Origin of the sequence: Prevotella heparinolytica (assembly GCF_004342845.1) — a bacterium.
Classification (GTDB): Bacteria; Bacteroidota; Bacteroidia; order Bacteroidales; family Bacteroidaceae; genus Bacteroides; species Bacteroides heparinolyticus.
Map to the genome: position 1 here is coordinate 62248 of NZ_SLXB01000008.1, position 22725 is coordinate 84972.

Annotated in this window: 22 protein-coding genes; 17 read left to right on the forward strand and 5 right to left on the reverse strand. The window is 46.5% G+C overall.

Annotated elements, in window-relative coordinates; translation table 11 throughout:
- Positions 1-12: 12 nt before the first annotated feature.
- Positions 13-780 (reverse strand): 5'/3'-nucleotidase SurE, encoded by a 768-nt coding sequence (gene surE / locus EV202_RS05890; protein ID WP_106068146.1) that lies wholly within the window; start codon positions 778-780, stop codon positions 13-15.
- A 732-nt stretch (positions 781-1512) separates the two neighbouring features.
- Between surE and EV202_RS05895 the strand changes: the two genes are divergently transcribed.
- The 5 genes from EV202_RS05895 to EV202_RS05915 all read left to right on the forward strand — a co-directional run bounded on the left by EV202_RS05895 (position 1513) and on the right by EV202_RS05915 (position 7802).
- Positions 1513-2304 carry a ParA family protein gene (locus EV202_RS05895; RefSeq protein WP_131926040.1) on the forward strand — a complete coding sequence of 264 codons (792 nt, stop codon included), beginning with the start codon at positions 1513-1515 and terminating at the stop codon, positions 2302-2304.
- 87 nt (positions 2305-2391) lie between these two features.
- Positions 2392-3279 carry a ParB/RepB/Spo0J family partition protein gene (locus tag EV202_RS05900; protein WP_106070380.1) on the forward strand — a complete coding sequence of 296 codons (888 nt, stop codon included), beginning with the start codon at positions 2392-2394 and terminating at the stop codon, positions 3277-3279.
- Positions 3280-4131 (forward strand): DUF5683 domain-containing protein, encoded by an 852-nt coding sequence (locus EV202_RS05905; RefSeq protein ID WP_131926042.1) that lies wholly within the window; start codon positions 3280-3282, stop codon positions 4129-4131. It begins immediately after the preceding gene.
- 48 nt (positions 4132-4179) lie between these two features.
- On the forward strand, positions 4180-5472 hold the full coding sequence (locus EV202_RS05910; protein WP_234878248.1) for a lytic transglycosylase domain-containing protein: 1293 nt from the start codon (positions 4180-4182) through the stop codon (positions 5470-5472).
- 71 nt (positions 5473-5543) lie between these two features.
- Positions 5544-7802 (forward strand): RelA/SpoT family protein, encoded by a 2259-nt coding sequence (locus tag EV202_RS05915; RefSeq protein ID WP_131926046.1) that lies wholly within the window; start codon positions 5544-5546, stop codon positions 7800-7802.
- 152 nt (positions 7803-7954) lie between these two features.
- Here EV202_RS05915 and EV202_RS05920 read toward each other — a convergent pair whose 3' ends face one another.
- Positions 7955-8341, reverse strand: coding sequence for a MerR family transcriptional regulator (locus tag EV202_RS05920; protein WP_106068141.1), 387 nt, complete (start codon positions 8339-8341; stop codon positions 7955-7957).
- Positions 8342-8488: 147 nt separating this feature from the next.
- Between EV202_RS05920 and EV202_RS05925 the strand changes: the two genes are divergently transcribed.
- From EV202_RS05925 to EV202_RS05955, 7 genes are all read left to right on the forward strand, one after another.
- Positions 8489-9439 (forward strand): helix-turn-helix transcriptional regulator, encoded by a 951-nt coding sequence (locus EV202_RS05925; protein ID WP_131926048.1) that lies wholly within the window; start codon positions 8489-8491, stop codon positions 9437-9439.
- On the forward strand, positions 9436-9801 hold the full coding sequence (locus EV202_RS05930) for a hypothetical protein (RefSeq protein ID WP_131926050.1): 366 nt from the start codon (positions 9436-9438) through the stop codon (positions 9799-9801). Before EV202_RS05925 ends, EV202_RS05930 begins: the two co-directional genes overlap by 4 nt.
- A gap of 647 nt (positions 9802-10448) precedes the next feature.
- Positions 10449-10955 (forward strand): hypothetical protein, encoded by a 507-nt coding sequence (locus EV202_RS05935; protein ID WP_131926052.1) that lies wholly within the window; start codon positions 10449-10451, stop codon positions 10953-10955.
- A gap of 58 nt (positions 10956-11013) precedes the next feature.
- Positions 11014-11643 (forward strand): hypothetical protein, encoded by a 630-nt coding sequence (locus EV202_RS05940; RefSeq protein ID WP_131926054.1) that lies wholly within the window; start codon positions 11014-11016, stop codon positions 11641-11643.
- Positions 11644-11775: 132 nt separating this feature from the next.
- Complete coding sequence (locus EV202_RS05945; RefSeq protein ID WP_131926056.1) at positions 11776-12327, forward strand: uracil-DNA glycosylase family protein; 552 nt, start codon at positions 11776-11778, stop codon at positions 12325-12327.
- Positions 12328-12404: 77 nt separating this feature from the next.
- On the forward strand, positions 12405-12707 hold the full coding sequence (locus EV202_RS05950; protein WP_131926058.1) for a DUF4373 domain-containing protein: 303 nt from the start codon (positions 12405-12407) through the stop codon (positions 12705-12707).
- A gap of 12 nt (positions 12708-12719) precedes the next feature.
- Positions 12720-13004, forward strand: coding sequence for a hypothetical protein (locus EV202_RS05955; RefSeq protein ID WP_131926060.1), 285 nt, complete (start codon positions 12720-12722; stop codon positions 13002-13004).
- 654 nt (positions 13005-13658) lie between these two features.
- Here the strand turns inward: EV202_RS05955 and EV202_RS05960 are convergent.
- Positions 13659-14627 carry a M23 family metallopeptidase gene (locus EV202_RS05960; RefSeq protein WP_125239039.1) on the reverse strand — a complete coding sequence of 323 codons (969 nt, stop codon included), beginning with the start codon at positions 14625-14627 and terminating at the stop codon, positions 13659-13661.
- A 208-nt stretch (positions 14628-14835) separates the two neighbouring features.
- Between EV202_RS05960 and alaS the strand changes: the two genes are divergently transcribed.
- The gene (gene alaS / locus EV202_RS05965; protein ID WP_131926062.1) at positions 14836-17454 is read left to right on the forward strand and encodes an alanine--tRNA ligase; all 2619 of its coding nucleotides are present in this window, start codon (positions 14836-14838) and stop codon (positions 17452-17454) included.
- A gap of 1 nt (position 17455) precedes the next feature.
- Complete coding sequence (locus EV202_RS15455) at positions 17456-17578, forward strand: DUF4298 domain-containing protein (protein WP_131926110.1); 123 nt, start codon at positions 17456-17458, stop codon at positions 17576-17578.
- A gap of 73 nt (positions 17579-17651) precedes the next feature.
- On the opposite strand, the gene EV202_RS05975 is transcribed toward EV202_RS15455, so the two are convergent.
- Positions 17652-19070 carry an ATP-dependent DNA helicase gene (locus EV202_RS05975; protein WP_131926064.1) on the reverse strand — a complete coding sequence of 473 codons (1419 nt, stop codon included), beginning with the start codon at positions 19068-19070 and terminating at the stop codon, positions 17652-17654.
- 95 nt (positions 19071-19165) lie between these two features.
- On the opposite strand from EV202_RS05975, the gene EV202_RS05980 reads away from it, so the two are divergent.
- From EV202_RS05980 to EV202_RS05990, 3 genes are read left to right on the forward strand one after another with little or no spacing between them, the layout of a single operon-like run.
- Entirely contained in the window at positions 19166-19852 is a 687-nt protein-coding gene (locus EV202_RS05980) for a hypothetical protein (RefSeq protein ID WP_131926066.1), read from the forward strand.
- A gap of 23 nt (positions 19853-19875) precedes the next feature.
- Positions 19876-20655, forward strand: a complete 780-nt coding sequence (locus EV202_RS05985; RefSeq protein WP_131926068.1) for a DUF3822 family protein — start codon at positions 19876-19878, stop codon at positions 20653-20655.
- A complete protein-coding gene (locus tag EV202_RS05990; protein WP_131926070.1) occupies positions 20646-21185 on the forward strand; it encodes an RsmD family RNA methyltransferase in 540 nt (179 codons plus the stop codon). The genes EV202_RS05985 and EV202_RS05990 overlap by 10 nt, the downstream gene beginning before the upstream one ends.
- A gap of 21 nt (positions 21186-21206) precedes the next feature.
- Here the strand turns inward: EV202_RS05990 and cls are convergent, their stop codons facing one another.
- The gene (gene cls / locus EV202_RS05995) at positions 21207-22646 is read right to left on the reverse strand and encodes a cardiolipin synthase (protein WP_131926072.1); all 1440 of its coding nucleotides are present in this window, start codon (positions 22644-22646) and stop codon (positions 21207-21209) included.
- Positions 22647-22725: the final 79 nt, after the last annotated feature.

Genomic DNA, 22725 nt, shown 5'->3' on the forward strand with positions numbered 1-22725 from the left:
AAGCAGGCCGTCTTATTGGAACCAAGTCTTCAGCTCATCCATCAACCCATAAGCCGTAGCATCTACCGTAGTCGGCGTAATGGCTACATAACCGTTCTCAAGCGCCCAATGGTCGTTCTTTTCATTGTCCGTATCCTGATTTTCGAACTCACCGGTCAGCCAGTAGTAATGCGTATCTCCCCGATGTGCAAAATTCTCCCACTCGTTTACCCATTGTCCTTTAGTCTGCTCACAAACTTTGATGCCTTTCAGTTCTTTCGTATCAGGGAAGTTTACATTCAAACACGTCAACGGAGGCAGCCCTTTCTCCAACACCCTGCGGGCTATTTCGCGGATGTACGGGCCGGCCGGCTCGAAGTCGGCATTCATCTCATGCGAACACAGCGAAAAGCCGATGGAGGGAACTCCCTTCAAGCAACCTTCGATCACCACCCCCATCGTTCCGGAATAGTGCACATTCACCGAAGAATTATCGCCATGATTGATACCTCCCACCACAAGGTCGGGCTTACGGTCGAGCACAGTGTGGAAAGCCAGTTTCACACAATCGGTCGGCGTACCGGAACATTTGTAGACCGTCACCCCCACTTCCTTGCGGAGCAAACGGTAATGGATAGGTTCCGTCACCGTAAGTGCACACGCACTGCCCGAACGCGGCGCATCCGGCGCCACCACCACTATCTCGCCCAACGGGCGGAGAAATCTAATCAACTCGCTAATGCCTTTTGCAATGATGCCATCATCATTGGAAATCAATATCAAAGGTCTCCGGTTTTCCATACTTTCAATTGTTTATGAGTGCAAAAGTAGCTAAAAAGGCAGAAAGAGACAACTCCCCGACGAGGAACTTTGAACCGGGCAACCGCTACTACGGGAAAAAACTCCTTGTATCCCGTGGAATAAAATCGCGGATGGCACACAGTAAACATGTTCTCTGCCCCGGATGAATCTCTGTACGCAGCTTGCGAACACAAAACCGCGCACTGCGGATAAATATTCGCACGGCGCGAACAAATATCTGCGCACTGCGAACAGAGATCCGGAAACAACTATAATGAAGATAGTTCCGACTATTGAAGTGTGTAAGTTAACAGTCTGGAGAAAAGTTTTGGCGGGCACTGATAAAAAAACAAATCTTAATCTTCTGCAAGCGAGGCAAAAAGCTTTTACATTTCCATATAAAACATATATCTTTGTGTCGAAAAACCTGTTTAAATGCTGACGGCATTCCCTTAAGAAGTCTTTGAAAGCGCATATCGCTTCCTGCAAGGAGTATAACACGCCCATAAATTAAAGGACTTTGTGAAGGACGTACGGGGTGCAGATACAGTATAAACATTTAGTTTTCAGAGGAAAAAACTGTTTTAAAACAGTCGGAAACAAGAGGCGGGACATACGGTGAGTTATTAACAAAACAACCGACTTTTCAACCGATTTTGCAATCTTCCTCTTTTTTAGTTGGCACTATTCGAAAATAATCACTTATTTCGCTGCCGATAAAACATTGAGATTATGGGAAAAATTATTGCTATGGCTAATCAAAAGGGTGGCGTAGGTAAGACTACGACAACAATCAATCTGGCAGCCTCACTCGCCACTCTTGAAAAGAAAGTGCTCGTTGTAGATGCAGACCCGCAAGCCAATGCCTCTTCCGGCTTGGGTGTGGACATCAAGCAGTCGGAATGCACTATATACGAATGTATTATCGACCGTGCCAACGTGCGCGACGCCCTTCATGACACTGAAATAGATACCCTGAAGGTCATCTCCTCCCACATTAATCTGGTAGGCGCCGAGATAGAAATGCTCAATCTCAAAAATCGGGAGAAGATACTGAAAGAGGTACTCGCCCCGCTAAAAGATGAGTTTGATTATATATTGATAGACTGCTCCCCCTCTTTGGGGCTGATAACCGTCAATGCATTGACCGCCGCCGATTCCGTAATCATCCCCGTACAAGCGGAATATTTCGCATTGGAAGGTATCAGCAAACTGCTGAACACCATCAAAATCATCAAGTCGAAGTTGAATCCGACACTCGAAATCGAAGGCTTTCTGCTGACGATGTACGACTCACGTCTGCGCCAAGCCAACCAAATCTACGACGAAGTGAAACGCCACTTCCAAGAATTGGTGTTCAATACGGTTATCCAACGTAATGTAAAGTTGAGCGAAGCGCCCAGCTACGGCCTGCCCACCATCTTATACGATGCAGACTCCACCGGAGCCAAAAACCACATGGCGCTTGCCAAGGAATTGATTAATCGGAACGAGAAACCTGCGGTTACAGGCAGTAAACGATAAATTATAAATGCACCGTTTGCAATGTGGCTGCAACATCATCCGACATGATATTGTAAACAGCAAATGGTAAAATCGCAAGAAAAACAAATGGCACAGAAACGAAACGCATTAGGACGAGGTTTGGACGCCCTGCTATCTATGGACGAAGTGCAAACCGAAGGTTCCTCCTCCATCAACGAAATAGAGTTGTCGAAGATTTCCGTCAACCCTAACCAGCCTCGTCATGAATTTGACCAGACCGCATTGCAGGAGCTTGCCGACTCAATCTCCGAGATAGGCATCATCCAACCCATCACCCTGCGTAAACTGAGCGACGACGAATACCAGATTATCGCTGGCGAACGCCGTTTCCGCGCTTCGCAGCTTGCCGGGTTGAAAAGCATACCCGCTTATATACGCACAGCCGACGATGAGAACGTTATGGAAATGGCACTCATCGAAAACATACAACGCGAAGACTTGAACTCAGTGGAAATAGCTCTTGCCTATCAGCATTTGCTGGAACAATACGGCCTGACACAAGAACGCCTCAGCGAACGTGTGGGCAAGAAGCGCACCACCATTGCCAACTATCTGCGCCTGCTCAAGTTGCCCGCTCCCATACAGATGGGGCTTCAAAACAAGCAGATAGACATGGGACATGCCCGAGCATTGGTGACACTCGGCGACCCGAAGCTGCAAGTAAAGATTTATGAGGAGATTCTGGAACACGGATATTCCGTGCGCAAAGTGGAAGAAATAGTCAAATCGCTGAGCGAAGGCGAAGCTGTGAAAAGCGGTAGCCGTAAGATTGCCCCCAAACGTGCCAAACTGCCCGAAGAATTCAACATGTTGAAACAGCAACTCTCAGGATTCTTCAACACAAAAGTGCAGTTCACCTGCTCGGAGAAAGGTAAAGGCAAAATAAGTATTCCGTTCAGTAACGAAGAAGAACTGGAACGCATCATCGGCATACTTGACACGCTGAAGAGATAAATGAGAAAAACAAGAAGAATATATCAGTTGACCGTCGCCCTGCTGCTTTGCTTTCTGCAAACGGCAGGGATTGCCATGTATGGTCAAGACCGCCCGCGAGCCGCTTCCAAACGGACGCACCGACTTCAGAATGATACAACAGGCATTGCGCGTCAACCCATCCATCCGCAATCCGACAGTCTGAATATAGAGATAGCCCAACCGGAGACAATTCAACTGCCAGCCGATTCAGACAGTCTTGCCGTAGCTGACAGCCTTGCGGCCGAAAACAAAAAGAAGCTGTTGGAAATGACAGCCGAACCCGACTTGAAGGTACAACCTGTTTCGACAGACAGCTTGCGAAAAGCAATCAACCCTCGAGTATGGATACCTAACCCCACCACAGCCACGTGGCTGGCTCTCGTCATCCCCGGAGGCGGACAAATCTACAATCGTAAATTCTGGAAATTACCCATCTTTTATGGCGGCTTTGCGGGTTGTGCCTATGCGCTTACTTGGAACAACAAAATGTACAAGGATTATTCGGCCGCATACAAAGACGCAGCAAACGGAAACTGGACTTCCACCAGTATCACCGACTTGTTGCCCCCCAACCACAATTATACCCAAAGCCAACTGTTGGAAGTGTTGCGGAAACGCAAAGACACCTATCGAAGATTTCGCGACCTGAGCATTTTTGCCTTCATCGGCGTATATCTGCTTTCTGTTGTCGATGCCTATGTAGACGCAGAGTTGTCCAACTTCGACATAACGCCGGACCTCAGCATGAGGGTAGAACCCGCCATAATCAACAACGGAATGATAGGTTCCTCTCAAAGAGCCGTCGGCATGCAATGCAGTTTCCGTTTCTGAAGAATAAATAAAAGCATTAATCACCCTATGACGAATAAACTCACAGATATGAAAAAAATAATCTTCGGTTTCTCCCTCTTTTCCGGTACGCTCTTTGCCACTTCTCAAGTACAGGCACAAGAAAGTGTAGAAGTTTTTATCCGCGAGAACGGAACAGAACGCGAGGAAACCATCGAACTGCCCAAAAGCATGACTTATCCGCTGGACAGCCTGCTCAACGACTGGAAAGCTAAAAACCATATAGACTTGGGAAAAGACTGTGACACCTCCACCATCAATCCGGAGTTCAGCGACTCGGTATATATCGACCGCCTGTCACGCATCCCTGCTGTCATAGAGATGCCCTATAATGAAATTGTACGTAAATTCATCGACATGTATGCCGGACGCCTGCGCAATCAGGTGGCTTTCATGCTAAGCGCCTGCAACTTCTACATGCCCATCTTCGAGGAAGCATTGGATACCCATGGCCTTCCGCTTGAACTGAAATACCTGCCCATCATAGAATCGGCTCTAAATCCTTCGGCCGTGTCCCGTGCCGGCGCTTGCGGATTATGGCAATTCATGCTTGCCACAGGAAAATTGTATGGTTTGGAAAGCAACAGCCTCGTAGATGAACGCCGCGACCCGATAAAAGCTACATGGGCTGCCGCGCGTTACCTGAAAGATATGTACGACATCTATAAAGATTGGAATCTGGTGATTGCCGCCTATAACTGTGGCCCCGGCACTATCAACAAAGCCATTCGTCGTGCCGGCGGAAAAACTGATTATTGGGAGATTTACAACTACCTGCCCAAAGAGACACGCGGATATGTGCCGGCTTTCATTGCGGCCAATTACGTCATGACTTATTACTGCAAGCACAACATTTGCCCCATGGAAACCAATATACCGAACGCCACAGACACCGTGCAAGTAAACCGCAACCTGCATTTCGAGCAGATTGCCGATATCTGTGGCATTGATATGGACCAGATAAAGAGTTTGAATCCGCAATTCACAAGAAACATAATTCCCGGAGAAAGCAAGCCCCAAACACTCCGTCTTCCCATCACCCATATCAGTACATTTATCGATAAACAAGATACAATCTACGCCCACCGCAGCAACGAACTGTTCAAAAACCGTAAAGTAATAGCCATTGCAGATACGCGTCCGGCAACACGCAACAGCAGAAACAGCACGGCAGGCAATGCCACCTACCACAAAATCCGCAATGGCGAAACATTATCGACCATTGCACGAAAATACGGCGTTACCGTCAATCAGTTGAAAAGTTGGAACGGATTGCACAGCACCCGAATATCGGCAGGAAAGCGTCTGAAGATTTATAAATAGAAAGGCAAAAACTTGTCCGGTATTGAAAAATGCTTATTTTTGCAGAAAGTGAAGAAAGGAGAAAGCAGTATATGGAAGAAAACATAAGCCAGAAGGGGAAGGAGATGGCTGAAGAAGAAATGATTGAACAGGCATTCCAAGAACTGTTGAACGACTATTTGGCAACCAAGCACCGCAAACGTGTAGAAATAATAACCAAAGCATTCAATTTTGCCAATCAGGCGCACAAAGGCATCAAGCGCCGTTCGGGCGAGCCTTACATCATGCACCCCATTGCCGTGGCAAAAATTGTCTGTAATGAAATAGGATTAGGCTCTACCTCCATCTGCTCGGCCTTGCTGCACGATGTGGTAGAAGACACCGACTATACCGTAGAAGACATTGAAAACATCTTCGGACCTAAAATAGCACAGATTGTAGACGGGCTTACCAAAATCTCCGGTGGCATCTTCGGCGACCGCGCTTCGGCACAAGCCGAGAACTTCAAGAAGCTGCTGCTCACCATGTCCGACGATGTGCGGGTTATTCTCATCAAGATAGCCGACCGGCTGCATAACATGCGCACGCTCGGCTCCATGCTTCCCAATAAGCAGTTTAAGATTGCAGGCGAAACGCTCTACATCTACGCTCCCCTCGCCAACCGCCTCGGTTTGTATAAAATCAAGACCGAACTGGAGAACCTGAGTTTCAAGTATGAGCATCCGGAAGAATATCACGAAATAGAAGAGAAACTTGAAGCAACTGCCGTTGAGCGCGACAGAGTGTTCAACGAATTTACGACCCCGATACGTGCGCAATTGGACAAAATGGGTCTGAAATATCGCATCATCGCACGTATCAAGTCCATCTATTCCATCTGGAATAAAATGCAGACCAAGCATGTTCCTTTTGAAGAAATCTATGACCTGCTTGCCGTTCGTATCATTTTCGAGCCACGCAACATCGAAGAAGAACTGAACGATTGTTTCGACATCTATGTCTCCATATCCAAGATATATAAACCTCATCCCGATCGCCTGCGCGATTGGGTAAGCCATCCGAAGGCCAACGGATACCAAGCGTTGCACGTCACCCTTATGGGCAATAACGGACAGTGGATAGAGGTGCAAATCCGCAGCGAACGCATGAACGACGTTGCCGAACAAGGATTTGCCGCCCATTGGAAATACAAAGAAGGCGGAGGCAGCGAAGATGAAGGCGAATTGGAAAAGTGGCTACGCACCATCAAAGAGATTCTGGATGACCCGCAACCGGACGCCATAGACTTTCTCGACACCATCAAGCTCAATCTCTTTGCATCGGAAATATTTGTATTCACCCCGAAGGGAGATATAAAAACCATGCCGCAGAACTCTACGGCATTGGACTTTGCTTTCTCTCTGCACACCGATATAGGCAGCCACAGCATCGGCGCCAAGGTGAACCACAAGCTGGTTCCTCTAAGCCACAAACTGCAAAGCGGCGACCAAGTAGAGATATTGACCTCCAAATCGCAGCGCGTACAACCGGAATGGGAAATGTATGCCACCACAGCCCGTGCGCGTACAAAGATTGCAACAATCCTACGAAAAGAGGCTAAAACTTATCAAAAAGAAGGAGAAACCATCTTAAATGACTTCTTCAAGAATGAAGATATCCGTGTGGATGAAATCCTGCTGGACAAACTGACCAAGTTGCACAAATTCCACACCCACGACGAATTGCTCGTTGCCATCGGTAACAAAAGAATCGTGCTGGGTGATGCCGACAAGAACATCGCAAAGGAAAAACAAGGCAGCAACTGGAAAAAGTTCCTGAGTTTCTCATTCGGCAACAAAGAAAACAAAGACGAGAAGGAACAACCGAAAGAGAAACTCCCTCAAGAGAAAATCAATACCAAGCAAATTCTGAAGCTGACGGAAGAGACTATCTCGAAAAATTATATCATGGCTCCTTGCTGTCATCCCATCCCCGGCGACGATGTGCTGGGATATATAGACGACCAGAACCGGGTTGTCATACATAAGCGTCAATGCCCTGTTGCCTCACGCCTCAAGAGCAGCTACGGCAATCGCATCATCGCAACCGAATGGGACACGCATAAGGACCTTTCTTTCCTCGTCACCATCTATCTGAAAGGGATAGACAGCATGGGACTGCTGAACGAAGTGACCCAAGTCATCTCGCGCCAACTGAACGTAAATATCCGTAAGCTCTCCATTGAAACAGACGACGGCATCTTTGAGGGAAAGATACAACTCTATGTACATGATGTGGATGACGTGCGTACCATCTGCAACAACCTGAAACAGATACAGAATATCAAGCAAGTGACAAGGATAGAAGACTGATATAGCTTGCTAAAAATGGGTACTGAATATAAGGATGTTACACTTGTACAAGCGTAGCCTTTCAGTTGTACAAGTGTGAGTCCTCAGTTGTACGAGCGTGAGCATTCACTTGTACAAGCGTAAGTTCTCACTTGTACAAATGCAAAAAACGACTATTGTTTCTGTATTTCTTCCTTCAGTTTTTCCACATCCTCATAGGTGAAAGCATTCAACGCATCGCGCATGCCTATCAGTTCCTCGCGGATGGACTTAAGTCTTTCTACGATTTCAAAAGTACGCACGGTTGCCTCCTTGTTGTCTTTCATCCTCTGGCGGGCGCCGGACAGAGTCATGCCCCGTTCTTTCACCAAATGATAAATAAGCTTCAACGTTTCTATATCTTCTTTGCGATACTGACGTATGCTACGCCCTCCTTTCTTGGGCTTGAGCTGTGGAAACTCTTTTTCCCAAAAACGGAGCAGCGATTCGTTGACATCGAACATGGCAGCCACCTCGCCGATGGAATAATACAATTTCAGGTTCTTATCGGTGTTCAACATACCGGCATCATCTTTTAAGTAAGTACAAAATTAGACTTCTTTTTCCAAATTACCGCACAATGAGGCAGATAAGTGACAAGTTTTTGTTTCAGCGACATGTTTTGTCGCTCAGGGATGTTATCTTTGCTTATAGAAATCCAATAAGATATGGGCAGAAAATTAGAAGGATTGCAACGCATGTTGGTCATCATCAACAAGCTGAAAGGGCTACAAAAATATGTGCCGCGCGAAGAGTTGGAAAACTATGTAACGCTCCGCATGGAGGAACGGGATGGTACACCTGTGGATATCAGGACACTGCAACGGGATTTCAACGAGATTGAGACGCTGTTCGGCATTCGTATCTGTTTTGACAAGAAACGAAACGGCTACCATATCAACGAAGAGGATGACTTGAAGAAAGAACAATATGAACGGCTTTTGCTGAACTTCGATTTGCTAAACGCCATCGACAGCACCTCCAACCTACACACTTTTGTATTGGCAGAGCATCATCGCCCTTCGGACAGCGGATGCCTACCGTTATTGATAAAAGCCATCAAGTTTTCCCATCCGGTAACTTTCGACTACGCCTACATACGCGAAGAGGGTAAGATACGTCCGAAGAAAGTGCTACCCCATTACTTAAAGGAAGACCAGCAAAGATGGTATCTCCTTGCCTACGACAAAGGTACGTTGAAAACATTCAACATAGATTGCATCCGCAGTCTTAGGATGCACAATGAAGAGACCTTCACGAGGAATATGAATATCGATGTGAGCAGTCTGTTCAGAGACAGCTACGGCATTTGGAATCAAACGGATATCCCGGTAGAAGACATCGAGCTGAGTTATAGTGCGTTGGACGGTAGTTTCCTGAAGTCCATTCCCCTGCACCACTCTCAAGAAATCATTACCGATAATGAAGAAGAGTTCCGCATCAGGCTACGCCTCCGCATCACCAACGACTTTGTGATGGCTCTGCTCTCGCGCAGCAACTCATTGACGGTAATCAAACCACAGCACCTGCGAGAGCGCATACGAAACATTTATGAAGAAGCATTGAGAAGAAACAGCGGAAGCAATGAACCAGCAGATAAAGAAAGGAGTGAAAGATGAGCAAGAAGCCTATAAATAAGACCTTTCTATTGAAAGCGGTATGCGTTTCGGTTCTCATGGCCACTCTTGCTTATTTCAGCTTTCAAAATCAGATGGCACAGAAACGGTCGGAAATGGAACTTGAGCTAAACGCCTCGCCACCTCAGCGGGATTTTGGCTACAAGCCGTATTCCACGCCGTCTTCATCATTCAAAAGACAGGATGATGCTTCTCTTAGAAAGAACAATGCCCACGACTTCGACGCACATTTGGACGATTATCTTTCCGACCCGGAAGATGAGATGACCTATCCGCCGGAAATCTTCGACGCCCAAATTGATGACAACGAGGAGGATATTATAGAGAACGAGATTGATTATTGAAAAAAAACAATACCCCGGAGTGTTATGTTGTAAATTTTATCTATATTTGTACTGTTGTATAAGCAATTATATGACAAGACATATTATTAGATGAAAGTGTTTGCTTTTATCCTTATTCGGGAAATCTGGTAAATTTCAAAAGGAACAGGGATAGCAATAACACTCATCACTTGTATTCCTATTATGCGTATTCACACGCATATACATACAAGTGTGGGGTATTGTTTATTTGTTCCTTAGGCTTACCAGAGCCTCCCGATAGATAAACATATTGACTCCACACTTTCTTTTTTATAACCAAATGCCATTCCGGAGTCATAATGGCATATATCTACCATAATTATGAAAGTTGAAATACCCAATAGTCCAATTGTAATAAAGGTCCTTTTATCTAAAACAACAGGAGTGAAAAAATACAAATTCCCTTATGTACTACAGACAACCTTAGCCGGTTTGTTTCTTATATGTTGGATTCTTGCCCTCTTAAATCTATTAGAATAAAGAAACAACATATGATATAAATAAAATAATATTGAATGCCAGACCAAACTTATCAATATTGTTACGACAAATAGAAAAAAAATCATACTATGATTGTTTAACCTTTCTATACAGAAACAACATAAGAACATTTAATACATATCGATATGGAAAAAGAAAATATTCAAGTAAAAGAAAAGAGCGCTGTGGTTGAATGCCCTTTCTGCCACAAACCCATTGAAGCGCCTTTAACACCTGACGTCATTTTTAAATGTCCACAGTGTCATAAAGAACTTATCACTTATGATAAAAGAGAGCCTGTCCCCCAAAGAAACATAAATAATAAAACAAATTCTTCTCAAAATTCCGCAGACTGTAAAGGTGGAGGAAATAATCAAAATGTCAGGAGCATAGGGTCTACTTCTCTCATCTATTGCAAAGACTGTGGAAAACTAATATCAAATAAGACCTTAAACTGTCCGTATTGTGGCTGTCCGGTTTCTAATAATAAAGAAATTAGTTTGGGATATTTAATCATCAGTTTTATGATACCACTAATCGGCATAATTCTATGCTGTGCATCGTGGAATAATAATGATGGAAAAGCAAAATCTGCCCTAATTGGAACATTGACTGGTGCAATCTTCACAGCCTTAATATATTCTATGTTTTAACAACCATCCAAATGGAATTACAAGTTTCTCATAATAACAAATTTAAACAAATACAATTATGTCTATAACAATTAAAGAATTAGTAGAAGATGTAAATTTGCCATCCGCAAATATCCAAAAAGTCAAATGGAACACTCCAATCATGTCTAAAAAAGAAGGTATATATATAGTATCTTTATCTGAGAATGAAGAAATCAATAAAACCATGACAGAGTTCCCCATATCAATGGATATCTTAAAAAAATGGATTAAGAAACTCGGTCATTTTACCATTGATAAAGAAGATACACAAGATGCTAATATCATCAGAAACAGACTAAATGAGTTTTGGATTCCTGATGAGAACATTATATACATAGGTAAAGCTCCGCTACGCAAAAATGGTGGAGGAATAGGCAAACGAGTTCAAGAATATTATGATACCGCTATAGGTGAACGAGGTCCACATGCAGGAGGACATTGGATAAAGTTACTTGAATGTCTGAATGAACTTCATGTTTTTTACATAGAATGTACAGACTCCGCAGGTGTTGAATCAAAGTTACTCGCTGCTTTTGGAGAACAAGTATCCACAGAAACAAAAGAAAAACTATCAACAAAAGGAGTGATACTTCCATTTGCCAATCTTGAAGATGGAAAAAAGCTAAGAAAAAAGCATGGCTTAGGCCATATGAAGCCGAGCAAGTAGTTTAAAACTTAAATACCTACACCAATAGTTACATGTGTACACAAGCTACATGATACTCCTTCATTGTATCTAGTAATGAATCATTAACCCGAAGAGTTGAAAATCATCACTTCATAAACGAACATCATTTGTATGAAAGAAGCGACATTAAAACCATTTGTGAGAGAGAATCTAGATATTCTTTTTGTTGGTTTGAACCCCGCAACCATATCCAATCAAAAGGGACACTATTTTTCGGTCAAACAATCGTTATGGCATCAGTTATACAAAAGTGGACTGATTTTAAAAGAAGTCAGTAAAGACACCGCCGATGAACAAATATTTGGAGACACGGCTCTCAACGTAAACCAATGTAATTTTGGCATCACAGATTTAGTCACCAACATCGCAGATAGTAATAGCAAAAAAATCAAGCCTACTGAAAACGAGTGTATGCAATTAGAAAAAAACATCTCAACGTATCAACCCAAGATGGTCATCATTTTGCATAGCAAGGTCATAAAGCATTTTGTTACAAAACATTTGAAGTTGAAGAAAATCCCGGCAAATTCAGGCAATATGGGTAAACTGCTTGCAAACTGCGACACAATATTTTACAATATAGCTTTCCCTCAAGGCAATTCAATCCCCGATGAGGAAAAAATAAAGAGGTATAAAGAGGTTAAAGAACTTATCTCAAAATAATACCGTCCACGACCGAAATATCGAACGTAACGACTAACCGATAAAGACGTAACTATACGTGAGGTCGGGATAAGAAAATGATAATAAAAGTTGGTAATTTCGCTTATTTTGAGTTTAAACATCGCTTCAATCTGAGCCGCGACAGCAGGCTCTACAAACTCATCGACGAAGAGGGTGCACGGGGCTACGGCAGCTACCTCTTCATCCTCGAACAGCTTTACAGTCAGGAGTCCGGCAGGCTTTTCATCGGGCAACTGAAACTGATACGGCAGAAAGGGTTCCCGCAGGCTTACCTCGAAAAAATAGTCCGGAACGACGGTTTGTTCATCATCAAGGACGATATGTTTTCATCGGCCATCGACTATTTGGGCACTTCGTGAAAGAAAGCGGAAGTGTCAAAGAAAAATACTATCGAGGGAGGAGCGGAAGAAGAGGAGGTGATGACGGATAGGATGAAGGTTGCCGAAGATACAGGGACGATGCCCGAAGAGACAGGGCCGGTTGCCGAAGAAGCAAGCCCGCTTGTAGAAGAGGACGGGGATTTTCAGGCGGCAACTCCTCCTGCCACTGCTGCGAAAGTGTCCGAAGCTTGCGCGGCGACTCCGGACGAACTTGTAGCCGGCTGCCTGCCGGCTCGTAGTCGGCAAGCAGTCCGAAAAGAGGCAAAAGCGGGATAACAAGCAGTTCCTTAGAGAGTTACTACACCGACCTCCCCTCGCGCGCGCGAGAGAAGAAAAGAATAGAGAAGAAGAGAATAGAAAATACCTCCTCCATATAATTCCTCCTCTTAAGGTGGAGGAGGTGGAGAAACACCACACCGCATGCGCCACAACGTGAGGGCGCAACGGGTGTGAGGTGTGAGATTGCAGACGGTGAAGTGCGGGGTTACGGCAGCTGAAGTGCGGGCTTACGGGTGAGGAAGTGCGGAGTTGCGGACGATGCATCCGGTTTGTTCTCAAAATTGATTTATAGCCATAACGTTACAAAAAATAAGCGAGATTACCAACGTCTATTACCTTTTTCTTATCCCGAACTGACGTAACTATGAGCAGAATGCGAGTTTCACCTTTTTTCCATAGGGTGGAACTTTGTTTCCCACTACGACTGAAACTATTTCACTCGTAATGGGAAGTGCCTTCAGAATATAAGGGAAGAGAGGAATGCTTATTTTCTTGCCGTTCAGTCTTCAAAACGAAAGTTATATGACATCGTTTTATCAGAGCACAAGCCGCTCTACCAATCCACGGCAGAGTGGTTCATTTCAATAAATATATTTTATAAAGGCGGATCAGGGAATACTGTTTGGAAAATACAGATCCGGAGGGAGTAAATCAATCCAGCATCTTCCCATGGTTCTCGGCAATTTGAATCATGCGGTCGTAATCTTCGGCGCTGAGGTCCATGAAGTAGTAATTGACGGGATTCACTACCTGCCCTTTCACATGCACCTCGTAGTGAAGGTGAGGGCCGGTACTCTTTCCCGTATTGCCCACGCCGCCAATCACTTCGCCGCGCACCACACGCTTGCCGAGCTTCGTACGGAAGTCTCGAAGATGGGCATACCACGTCCGGTAGCCGAATCCGTGGTCGATGATAATGGTGTTGCCATAGCCGGTTTCCCAACCCATCTTCACCACGGTTCCGTTGCCTGTGGCATAGACGTCCGTACCGGGATTGGCAGAGAAATCCATGCCCGAATGAAAACGGGGCGTACCATAAATGGGGTCGATGCGCATGCCGTAGCCTGATGCCGTCTGCTTCAAATTCTTATTGGAAACGGGCTGGATAGCAGGAATGCACTTCAACATCTCGTCGTGATTCTTGCACATCTCCACCACATCGTCAAAAGAGTTCGACTGGATATAGAGTTGCTTGGCCAGCATGTCCAGCTTCTGCGTGGTGTTGATGACCAAATCCGCATCGGCCAGTTCCATCAGATGCTCATAACGGTTGGTTCCCCCATATCCGGCCTTGCGGATGGCAGAGGGGATGGGATCGGCCTGAAAGATGACACGATACAGGTTGTCGTCGCGCTGCTGTATATCCTGAAGTACGCCCATCGCCTCGTCCAGACGTGCCTCAAGCACATTGTATTGTGCACGCAGCTTGCTGTTTTCTTTCCTCAGTTCCTTCTCGGAAGGTGAACCGAAAATCAAAAGCAACAACAAAAAGCTGCCCGCACCCAGCCCCATGCCGATGAACAAACGGCGGAGGATGCTCAACGCCCGCTGCCGGACAGTGGGGTAAATACGGTCATACGTCTGTGTCTGCGGATTATAAATGTAGTAAACTTTGCGCATCTTAGGAAATATTTCACTTGTCAATACGGCAAAAGTAATAAAAACAAGCTATCTTTGCACCGTTTTTTCAAGAATTATAAGATTTATGGTTTATGTTTTATGATTTATAGGAATATGGCAAAAAGAATTGATTGCCACCATTCAGGTAAATCATACAACGAAGGAATCATAAATTACAAACCGTAAATAAAAATCATAAATAAGACGTATGTTGACTGCAAATGAAATCAGAGACTCCTTCAAGAGTTTCTTTGAAAGCAAAGGACACCAGATTGTGCCTTCGGCTCCGATGGTGATTAAGGACGACCCCACACTGATGTTCACCAACGCGGGAATGAACCAGTTTAAGGACATTATCTTGGGGAATCAGCCGGCAAAACACAAAAGAGTGGCCGACTCGCAAAAGTGTCTTCGCGTCAGCGGAAAACACAACGACTTGGAAGAAGTGGGACACGACACCTACCACCACACCATGTTCGAGATGCTGGGCAACTGGTCGTTCGGCGACTATTTCAAGAAAGAGGCTATCTCTTGGGCATGGGAGTATCTGGTAGATGTGTTGAAAATCGACCCTAAGAACCTTTACGCCACCGTATTCGAGGGCAGTCCCGAAGAAGGGCTGGAACGCGATAACGAAGCGGCTTCCTATTGGGAGCAGTTCTTGCCGAAAGACCACATCCTTAACGGAAACAAGCACGACAATTTCTGGGAGATGGGTGATACAGGGCCATGTGGCCCGTGCTCGGAGATTCACATCGACTCGCGCTCCGAAGAAGAGAAAGCCAAAGTGCCCGGAAACCAATTGGTAAACAAAGACCATCCGCAGGTTATCGAGATATGGAATCTGGTGTTCATGCAGTTCAACCGCAAAGCCGACGGCAGCCTCGAAGGACTTCCCGCCAAGGTGATCGATACCGGCATGGGCTTCGAACGTCTGGTACGCACCTTGCAAGGTAGAACCTCCAATTACGACACCGACATCTTTCAACCGATACTGGCGGCCATTGCCGGCATGACCGGAAAGAAGTATGGCGAAGACGAGAAATCGGACATTGCCATGCGTGTCATTGCCGACCATATCCGCACCATCGCTTTCTCCGTGACAGACGGACAGTTGCCGAGCAATGCAAAAGCCGGCTACGTCATCCGCCGTATTCTCCGCCGTGCCGTACGCTACGGATACACGTTCCTCGACCAGAAACAGGCGTTCATGTACAAGCTCCTCCCCATACTGATAGAGAACATGGGTGCCGCCTATCCGGAGCTGAGTGCACAGAAAGACCTGATAGCCAAAGTTATCAAGGAGGAAGAAGATTCCTTCCTGCGTACATTGGAGACGGGTATCCGTCTGCTCGAAAAGACCATGGCGGATGCCAAAGCTGCCGGCAAAGCCGAAATCAGCGGCAAAGACGCCTTTACGTTATACGACACTTTCGGTTTCCCGCTCGACCTGACGGAACTGATTCTCCGCGAAAACGGAATGACTGCCGACCTCAAGGAGTTTGATGCCGAAATGCAACAGCAGAAACAGCGTGCCCGCAATGCGGCAACCGTAGAAACCGGCGACTGGATTGTCCTGAAAGAGGGCACCAGCGAATTTGTGGGTTACGACTATACCGAATACGAAACCTCCATCCTGCGCTACCGTCAGGTGAGGCAGAAAAACCAGTCGCTGTATCAGATTGTGCTGGACAAAACTCCGTTTTATGCCGAAAGCGGCGGTCAGGTAGGCGACACCGGCGTATTGGTGAGCGAATTCGAGACCATCGAGATAATCGATACCAAAAAAGAAAACAACCTGCCCATCCATATCGCCAAGAAACTGCCCGAACACCTCGAAGCACCGATGATGGCTTGTGTGGATGCCGATAAACGTGCCGCCTGCGCAGCCAACCACTCGTGTACGCACTTGCTGGACGAGGCGCTCCGCAGCGTACTGGGCGACCACGTGGAGCAAAAAGGTTCTTTGGTTACGCCGGACTCCCTGCGTTTCGACTTCTCGCACTTCCAGAAGGTAACAGACGAACAACTCCGTGAAGTAGAGCATTTGGTGAATGCCAAGATTCGCGCCAACATCCCCTTGACGGAATATCGCAGCATACCCATCGAAGAAGCCAAAGAGCTGGGCGCCATCGCCCTCTTCGGCGAGAAATACGGCGACCGTGTGCGTGTCATCCGCTTCGGCTCGTCCATCGAGTTCTGCGGCGGTACTCATGTATCCGCCACCGGTAACATCGGCATGGTGAAGATTATCAGCGAAAGTTCGGTTGCCGCCGGTGTACGCCGCATCGAGGCCTACACAGGTGCACGTGTAGAAGAGCTGATGAATACCATTGAAGATACACTGCGAGATCTCAAAGCCCTATTCAACAATGCCCCCGACCTTGCCGGAACCATCCGCAAGTATCTGGACGAGAATGCCGGGTTGAAGAAACAGGTGGAAGACTTCATGAAAGAAAAAGAAGCACAACTGAAAGAAAGGTTGCTGAAGAATGTACAGGAGGTTCACGGTGTCAAGGTCATCAAATGCTGTGCTCCGCTCCCTGCAGAAACGGTGAAGAACATCGCTTTCCAGTTGCGTGGTCAGATTACGGAAAACCTCTTCTTCGTGGCCGGAACAGAAAGCGAAGGCAAACCGATGCTGACCGTGATGCTGAGCGATGACCTTGTGGCCGGCGGTCTGAAAGCCGGAAACCTTGTGAAAGAAGCCGCCAAACTGATTCAAGGAGGCGGTGGCGGTCAGCCCCACTTCGCAACAGCCGGCGGCAAGAACCCGGACGGATTGAATGCCGCAGTAGACAAGGTGCTGGAACTGGCCGGACTGTGAAATACCCGCCGGCGTCAAATGCGGCGTACTATCGGAAGATGCCGTCTACAATATGATTGGCGATAATTACGACACCGCCGTACGCATGTTGGAAGTTGCCACCGGAATCTTAAAAGCGCATTGATGTGCATTCCGCATACAGCGACAAAGGCCACTCAAAGCAGAGTAGCCTTTGTTGTTTTCCTACATACCGATGATTATAGAATCTGCTCTTTCGGATAGTTCACCAGATAAAGTGTTCCCGTAGCCCGTGTAAAGGCGGTATAAAGCCAACGAAAATAGTCGGGTGTCAAAAGGTCGTCCGTCATATAGCCCTGATCAAGAAAAACATTTTTCCATTGCCCACCCTGCGCCTTGTGGCACGTCACGGCATAAGCATACTTCACTTGCAGGGCATTGTAATAAGGATCGGCCTTCATTTTCTTCATTCGTTCGCGTTTGGAAGAGACGTCGGAATAGTCTTCGAGAACGGCATAAAAAAGACGGTCGTTATCGGCCTTTGGCAGAGCAGGCGCATCGGTGTGCAAGGTATCCAACAAGAGGTTTACCTCCAATTCAAAGTCGTCGCGGTCGGGAAACGACAACGTGACATCGGCAAAACGGAAACCGTACATCTCACACGTGCGGCGCATGCGACGTACCACAGCCGTCTCGCCGTTGGCAATGAAATCCATCTCCTTCTCCTTCCCCGTCCAAAAATAGTTGTTCTTCGCCACCATCAGCAAATCGCCCGTATTCAGTTCATCCTCCCTCCAAAGTACCTGTGCACGGATGCCGTTGTTATAGATGTTTGCCCGCTTGTTGCTGCGGCATATCACGATGGTCTCGTCCGGCCCGTCACAATCGTAACAACTACTCAGTTCGTCTATCAATTCATTGCCGGGCAGCACTTTGATATCGGCAAATCCGGTAATCCTGATCTTAGGCAGACTGTAACAACTCTCCTCCGCTATCAGTTGCCGCAATCGGGTGGCATTCCACAAGATACCCGACTGCCGTTCCTGACGCACCACCTGTGTCAAATCAGCTTCCAGCACTTCCAGTCCATAGCCTTTCAGGATATCGGCAAACAAAGCCGGGCTCTGCTCTTCGCCCACCGGCGGAAGCTGTGCCGTGTCGCCCATCAGCAACAAGCGACAACCCTGACCGGAATAGACAAACTGCACCAAGTCGTCCAGCAACCTGCCTGTGCCGAACATAGACCCGGACAAACCTTCATTGGAAATCATCGACGCCTCGTCTACCACATACAACGTATGGGTTGTCAAATTATCGTTCACCGAAAAGTTGTTCATCTCGTTGGAAAAAGACTGCTGCCTGTATATCTTCTTATGGATAGTGAATGCCGGATGCTGCGCATAAGCCGAAAAGACCTTTGCCGCCCGCCCCGTCGGTGCCAGCAATACCGATTTCTGCTGTAACTTATCCAACGTCCGCACCAAAGCGGCAACCAACGATGTCTTACCTGTTCCGGCATAACCTCGAAGCAGAAAAACCGCTTCGTTACGGGGCGCCAGCAGGAACCCCGACAAAGATTTTAGCGCAAATTCCTGCTCCGGTGTTGGTTGGTAAGGAAAATTTTCCTTAATTTGCCTTTCTAAATAGTTATTTATCATTTTTGTAACAGAAAAAAGTAAAGGGAACCATCGTTTTTAAATTAATTTCTTTTATTTTTGCGGTGCGAATATAACAACTAAAAAACATATTTATCATGAAAACAGTATTTAATGTCATTTTAGGCTTATGTGCTTTGGGACTGGTTTACATCTGCTACACCAGCATCATGGGTCCTATCAATTTTGACAAAGAGAAAAAGCACAGAGACGCAGCAGTCATTGCACGTCTGATTGACATTCGTAAAGCACAGTTGGAATACCGTGCCCTGCACAATCAGCAATACACTGCCAGCTTCGACACGCTGATCGACTTCGTGAAAAATCAAAAACTTCCATTCATCTTCAAGCAGGGCGAATTGAACGACAAGCAGTTGGAAGACGGCTTGACCGAAAAGAAAGCCATTGCCATAATCAACAAAGCCAAGAAAACCGGCAAGTATGATGAAGTAAAGAAATGGGGATTGGAAGATTTCAAACGCGACACGCTGTGGGTAGCCGTGTTGGATACTATTTTCCCGAACGGATTCAATGCCGACTCGATGAGATATGTACCTTTCGGAAACAGCGCACAGTTTGAAATGGCTATCAAGAATGATACGGCCAAATCCGGTGCTCCTTTCTGTCTGCTCGAAGTGAAGACACCGTACGAAGTTTATCTGAACGGTCTGGACAAGCAAGAAATCGCTAACCTCAAGGACGTACAAACCAAACTCGGCAAGTATTGCGGTCTGATGATCGGTAGTCTGGAAACAGCTAACAACAACGCCGGTAACTGGGAATAATCTCGTCCCCGACACACATACGTATGATAGAAACCATTGATTTTAATAAGTCAGAACAATACACGTTATCCATCCGTCTCAGCACGGATGGATTTTCTTTTTCAGTGTTCAACCCTCTGGGCGACGGTGAACTCAGTGTCTTTGACCGTAAAGTGGACGAATCACTCTCCCTCACGGCCAACCTGAAGCAAACTTTTCGCGAGACAGAATGGCTGAATCATCCGTTTCGTCAAGTCAATGCGCTCATCGCAAGCAAACGCTTCACCTTCATCCCGTTGGAATTTTTCGAGGACGAACAGGCGGAAATCATCTTCTATCATAATCACCCCAAACAGGAAAACGAGATTGTTCAATACAACATTTTGCAGAAGAACAATGTAGTCGTGCTGTTCGGAACAGACAAAAGCACGTACACTTACCTTCGCGAACAATATCCCGGTGTCAAGTTCTATTCCCAGGTCAGCCCTTTCATCGAGTTCTTCTCTGTGAAGAGCCGTTTGGGCAACAGCCGGAAAATGTATGCACATCTGCAAAGAAAAAGTATGGAACTGTTTGCCTACGAGCGCGGACGCTTGTTGCTTGCCAATGCTTTTGAATGCAAAACAACGCCCGACCGCATTTACTACCTGCTATACGTATGGAAACAACTCGGTTTTGAGCAGGAGCGCGACGAATTGCATCTCACCGGCAACTTGCACGACAAAGAGCAGCTATTGCCTGAACTGCGAAAATTTATCCGGCAAGTATTCATCATGAATCCTGCCTCGAACCTTGACCTGCAAGCCATAACCTCATGCGAGTAATCAGTGGAATATATAAAAGAAGGCGTTTTGACGTTCCTCGTTCTTTCAAAGCACGCCCCACAACGGATTTTGCCAAAGAGAACCTGTTCAATGTACTGTCCAGCAGATACATGAATCTTGAAGATGGCGGAGTTTGTGCCCTCGACCTTTTTGCCGGTACAGGCAGCATCAGCATCGAACTTGTGTCCAGAGGCTGCGATTTGGTCATCAGTGTGGAGAAAGACCGCGACCACTATACTTTCATTCGCAAAATAATGCAAGAGGTAAAGACCGACAAATGCCTGCCGGTTCATGCCGATGTATTCAAGTACATCAAAAACTGTCGGCAACAGTTCGACTTCATTTTTGCCGACCCTCCATACGAGCTTGCTGAACTGGAGACTTTGCCCGACCTGATTTTTGAGAATAATCTGTTGAAAGAAGAGGGACTGTTCGTACTTGAACACGGCAAGAAAAACAGCTTCGAGGAACATCCGCGCTTTGTGGAAAGAAGAGCCTACGGAAGTGTAAATTTCTCGTTCTTCAAATAAAAGCGCTTTTAAGATTAAGCATCAAAGCAAAGGCGCCATCAACCTCACCACGCTTTCGGCAGCCTTTCGATGCCAAGAACGCTTCACCCAGTTTTTCAGGAATACCTGCACACAGTCGCGCTGGTCTTGCAAGAAGATTTCACGCATCTGCAGCGCCGTCTCCACATCATAGATAAAGGCATTTACCTCAAAATTGTGTTCAAAACTGCGGAAATCGACATTGGTAGAACCTACGGTGGATAACTCATCATCAGATACCATCAGCTTGGAATGCAGGAAGCCTTTTTTATAGAAGTAGACCTTGACACCCGAATCCAACACATCAGCCAGATAAGAACAAGAGCCCAAATGCGTCAACCGGTTGTCGGCCCTCATGGGAAGCATCAGACGCACATCTACCCCGGCCAGCGCTGCCGACTGCAAGGCAGTCATCACCGCCTCGGTGGGCAGGAAGTAGGGCGTTTGTATATAGAAGTATTTCTTCGCTCCCGAAATGGCCATGACTAATCCCTGCATGATTTCCTTCCACGGGCCTATCGGTTCGCTCGTCACAATCTGCACCAATGAAGTGCCGCAATTCTCTATTTTGGGGAAATAGCGGGCGGAAGTGACCAAAGTACGATCTACGAAATACCAGTCGAGCAGGAAGGCGGTTTGCAGTCCATGCACAGCCTTGCCCTCCAACAACAGATGCGTGTCGCGCCAAATGCCCCACGAAAACCCGCGTATATAACGCTCGGCCAGATTCATGCCGCCAACGAAGCCTACACGTCCGTCGATGACCACTATCTTCCGATGATTGCGATAGTTCACCTTATTGGTGAAGAGGGGGAAACGAACCTTGAGGAAACTGCGAACCTCGATGCCCGACTCGCGCATCTGTTCAAAAAAGCGGTTGGGAACATGCCAGCATCCCACATCATCATAAATGACACGTACTTCGACCCCCGCACGGGCTTTCTCTATCAGAACATCGCGCACCAAGCGTCCTATGGCATCGTCCTCAAAGATATAAAATTCGACATGGATGTGCTGCGTCGCTTTCTGCAACTCGCGCAGCAGGGATTGCAGCATGGAAGCCCCTGAAGTATATGCCTCCACCCGATTGCCATCGAAAGGGAAAGACTGGTTGGTATTGCGGAACATGGATATCAGGCGGCTGTAATTCTTGGGAAGCGCACATGAGTCTTGTGCAAGATATTCGGCCATCGGCTTCCTCAGCAAACGGCTGTAACTCTTTTTGCCGATGATGCGCACCCGACGCCGGCTACGCCCGAAAAAGAAGTAGAACACCAATCCTACTACGGGAAGGAACATCAACACCAATATCCACGCCATTGTCTTCACCGGATTGCGATTGTCGAGAATGATGACGACAATCGTTCCGATGACAGCGCCGAAATAAATAATATCAAATGCTACCCCGGCAATCTGACCGACAATGGCGTTCCAATCGAACATAGTCCACAAATCATTAAGCATGAAGCAAATGTAGGGAAAACTCAAAAACTTTCACAACAGATTACAGAGATTAACATAC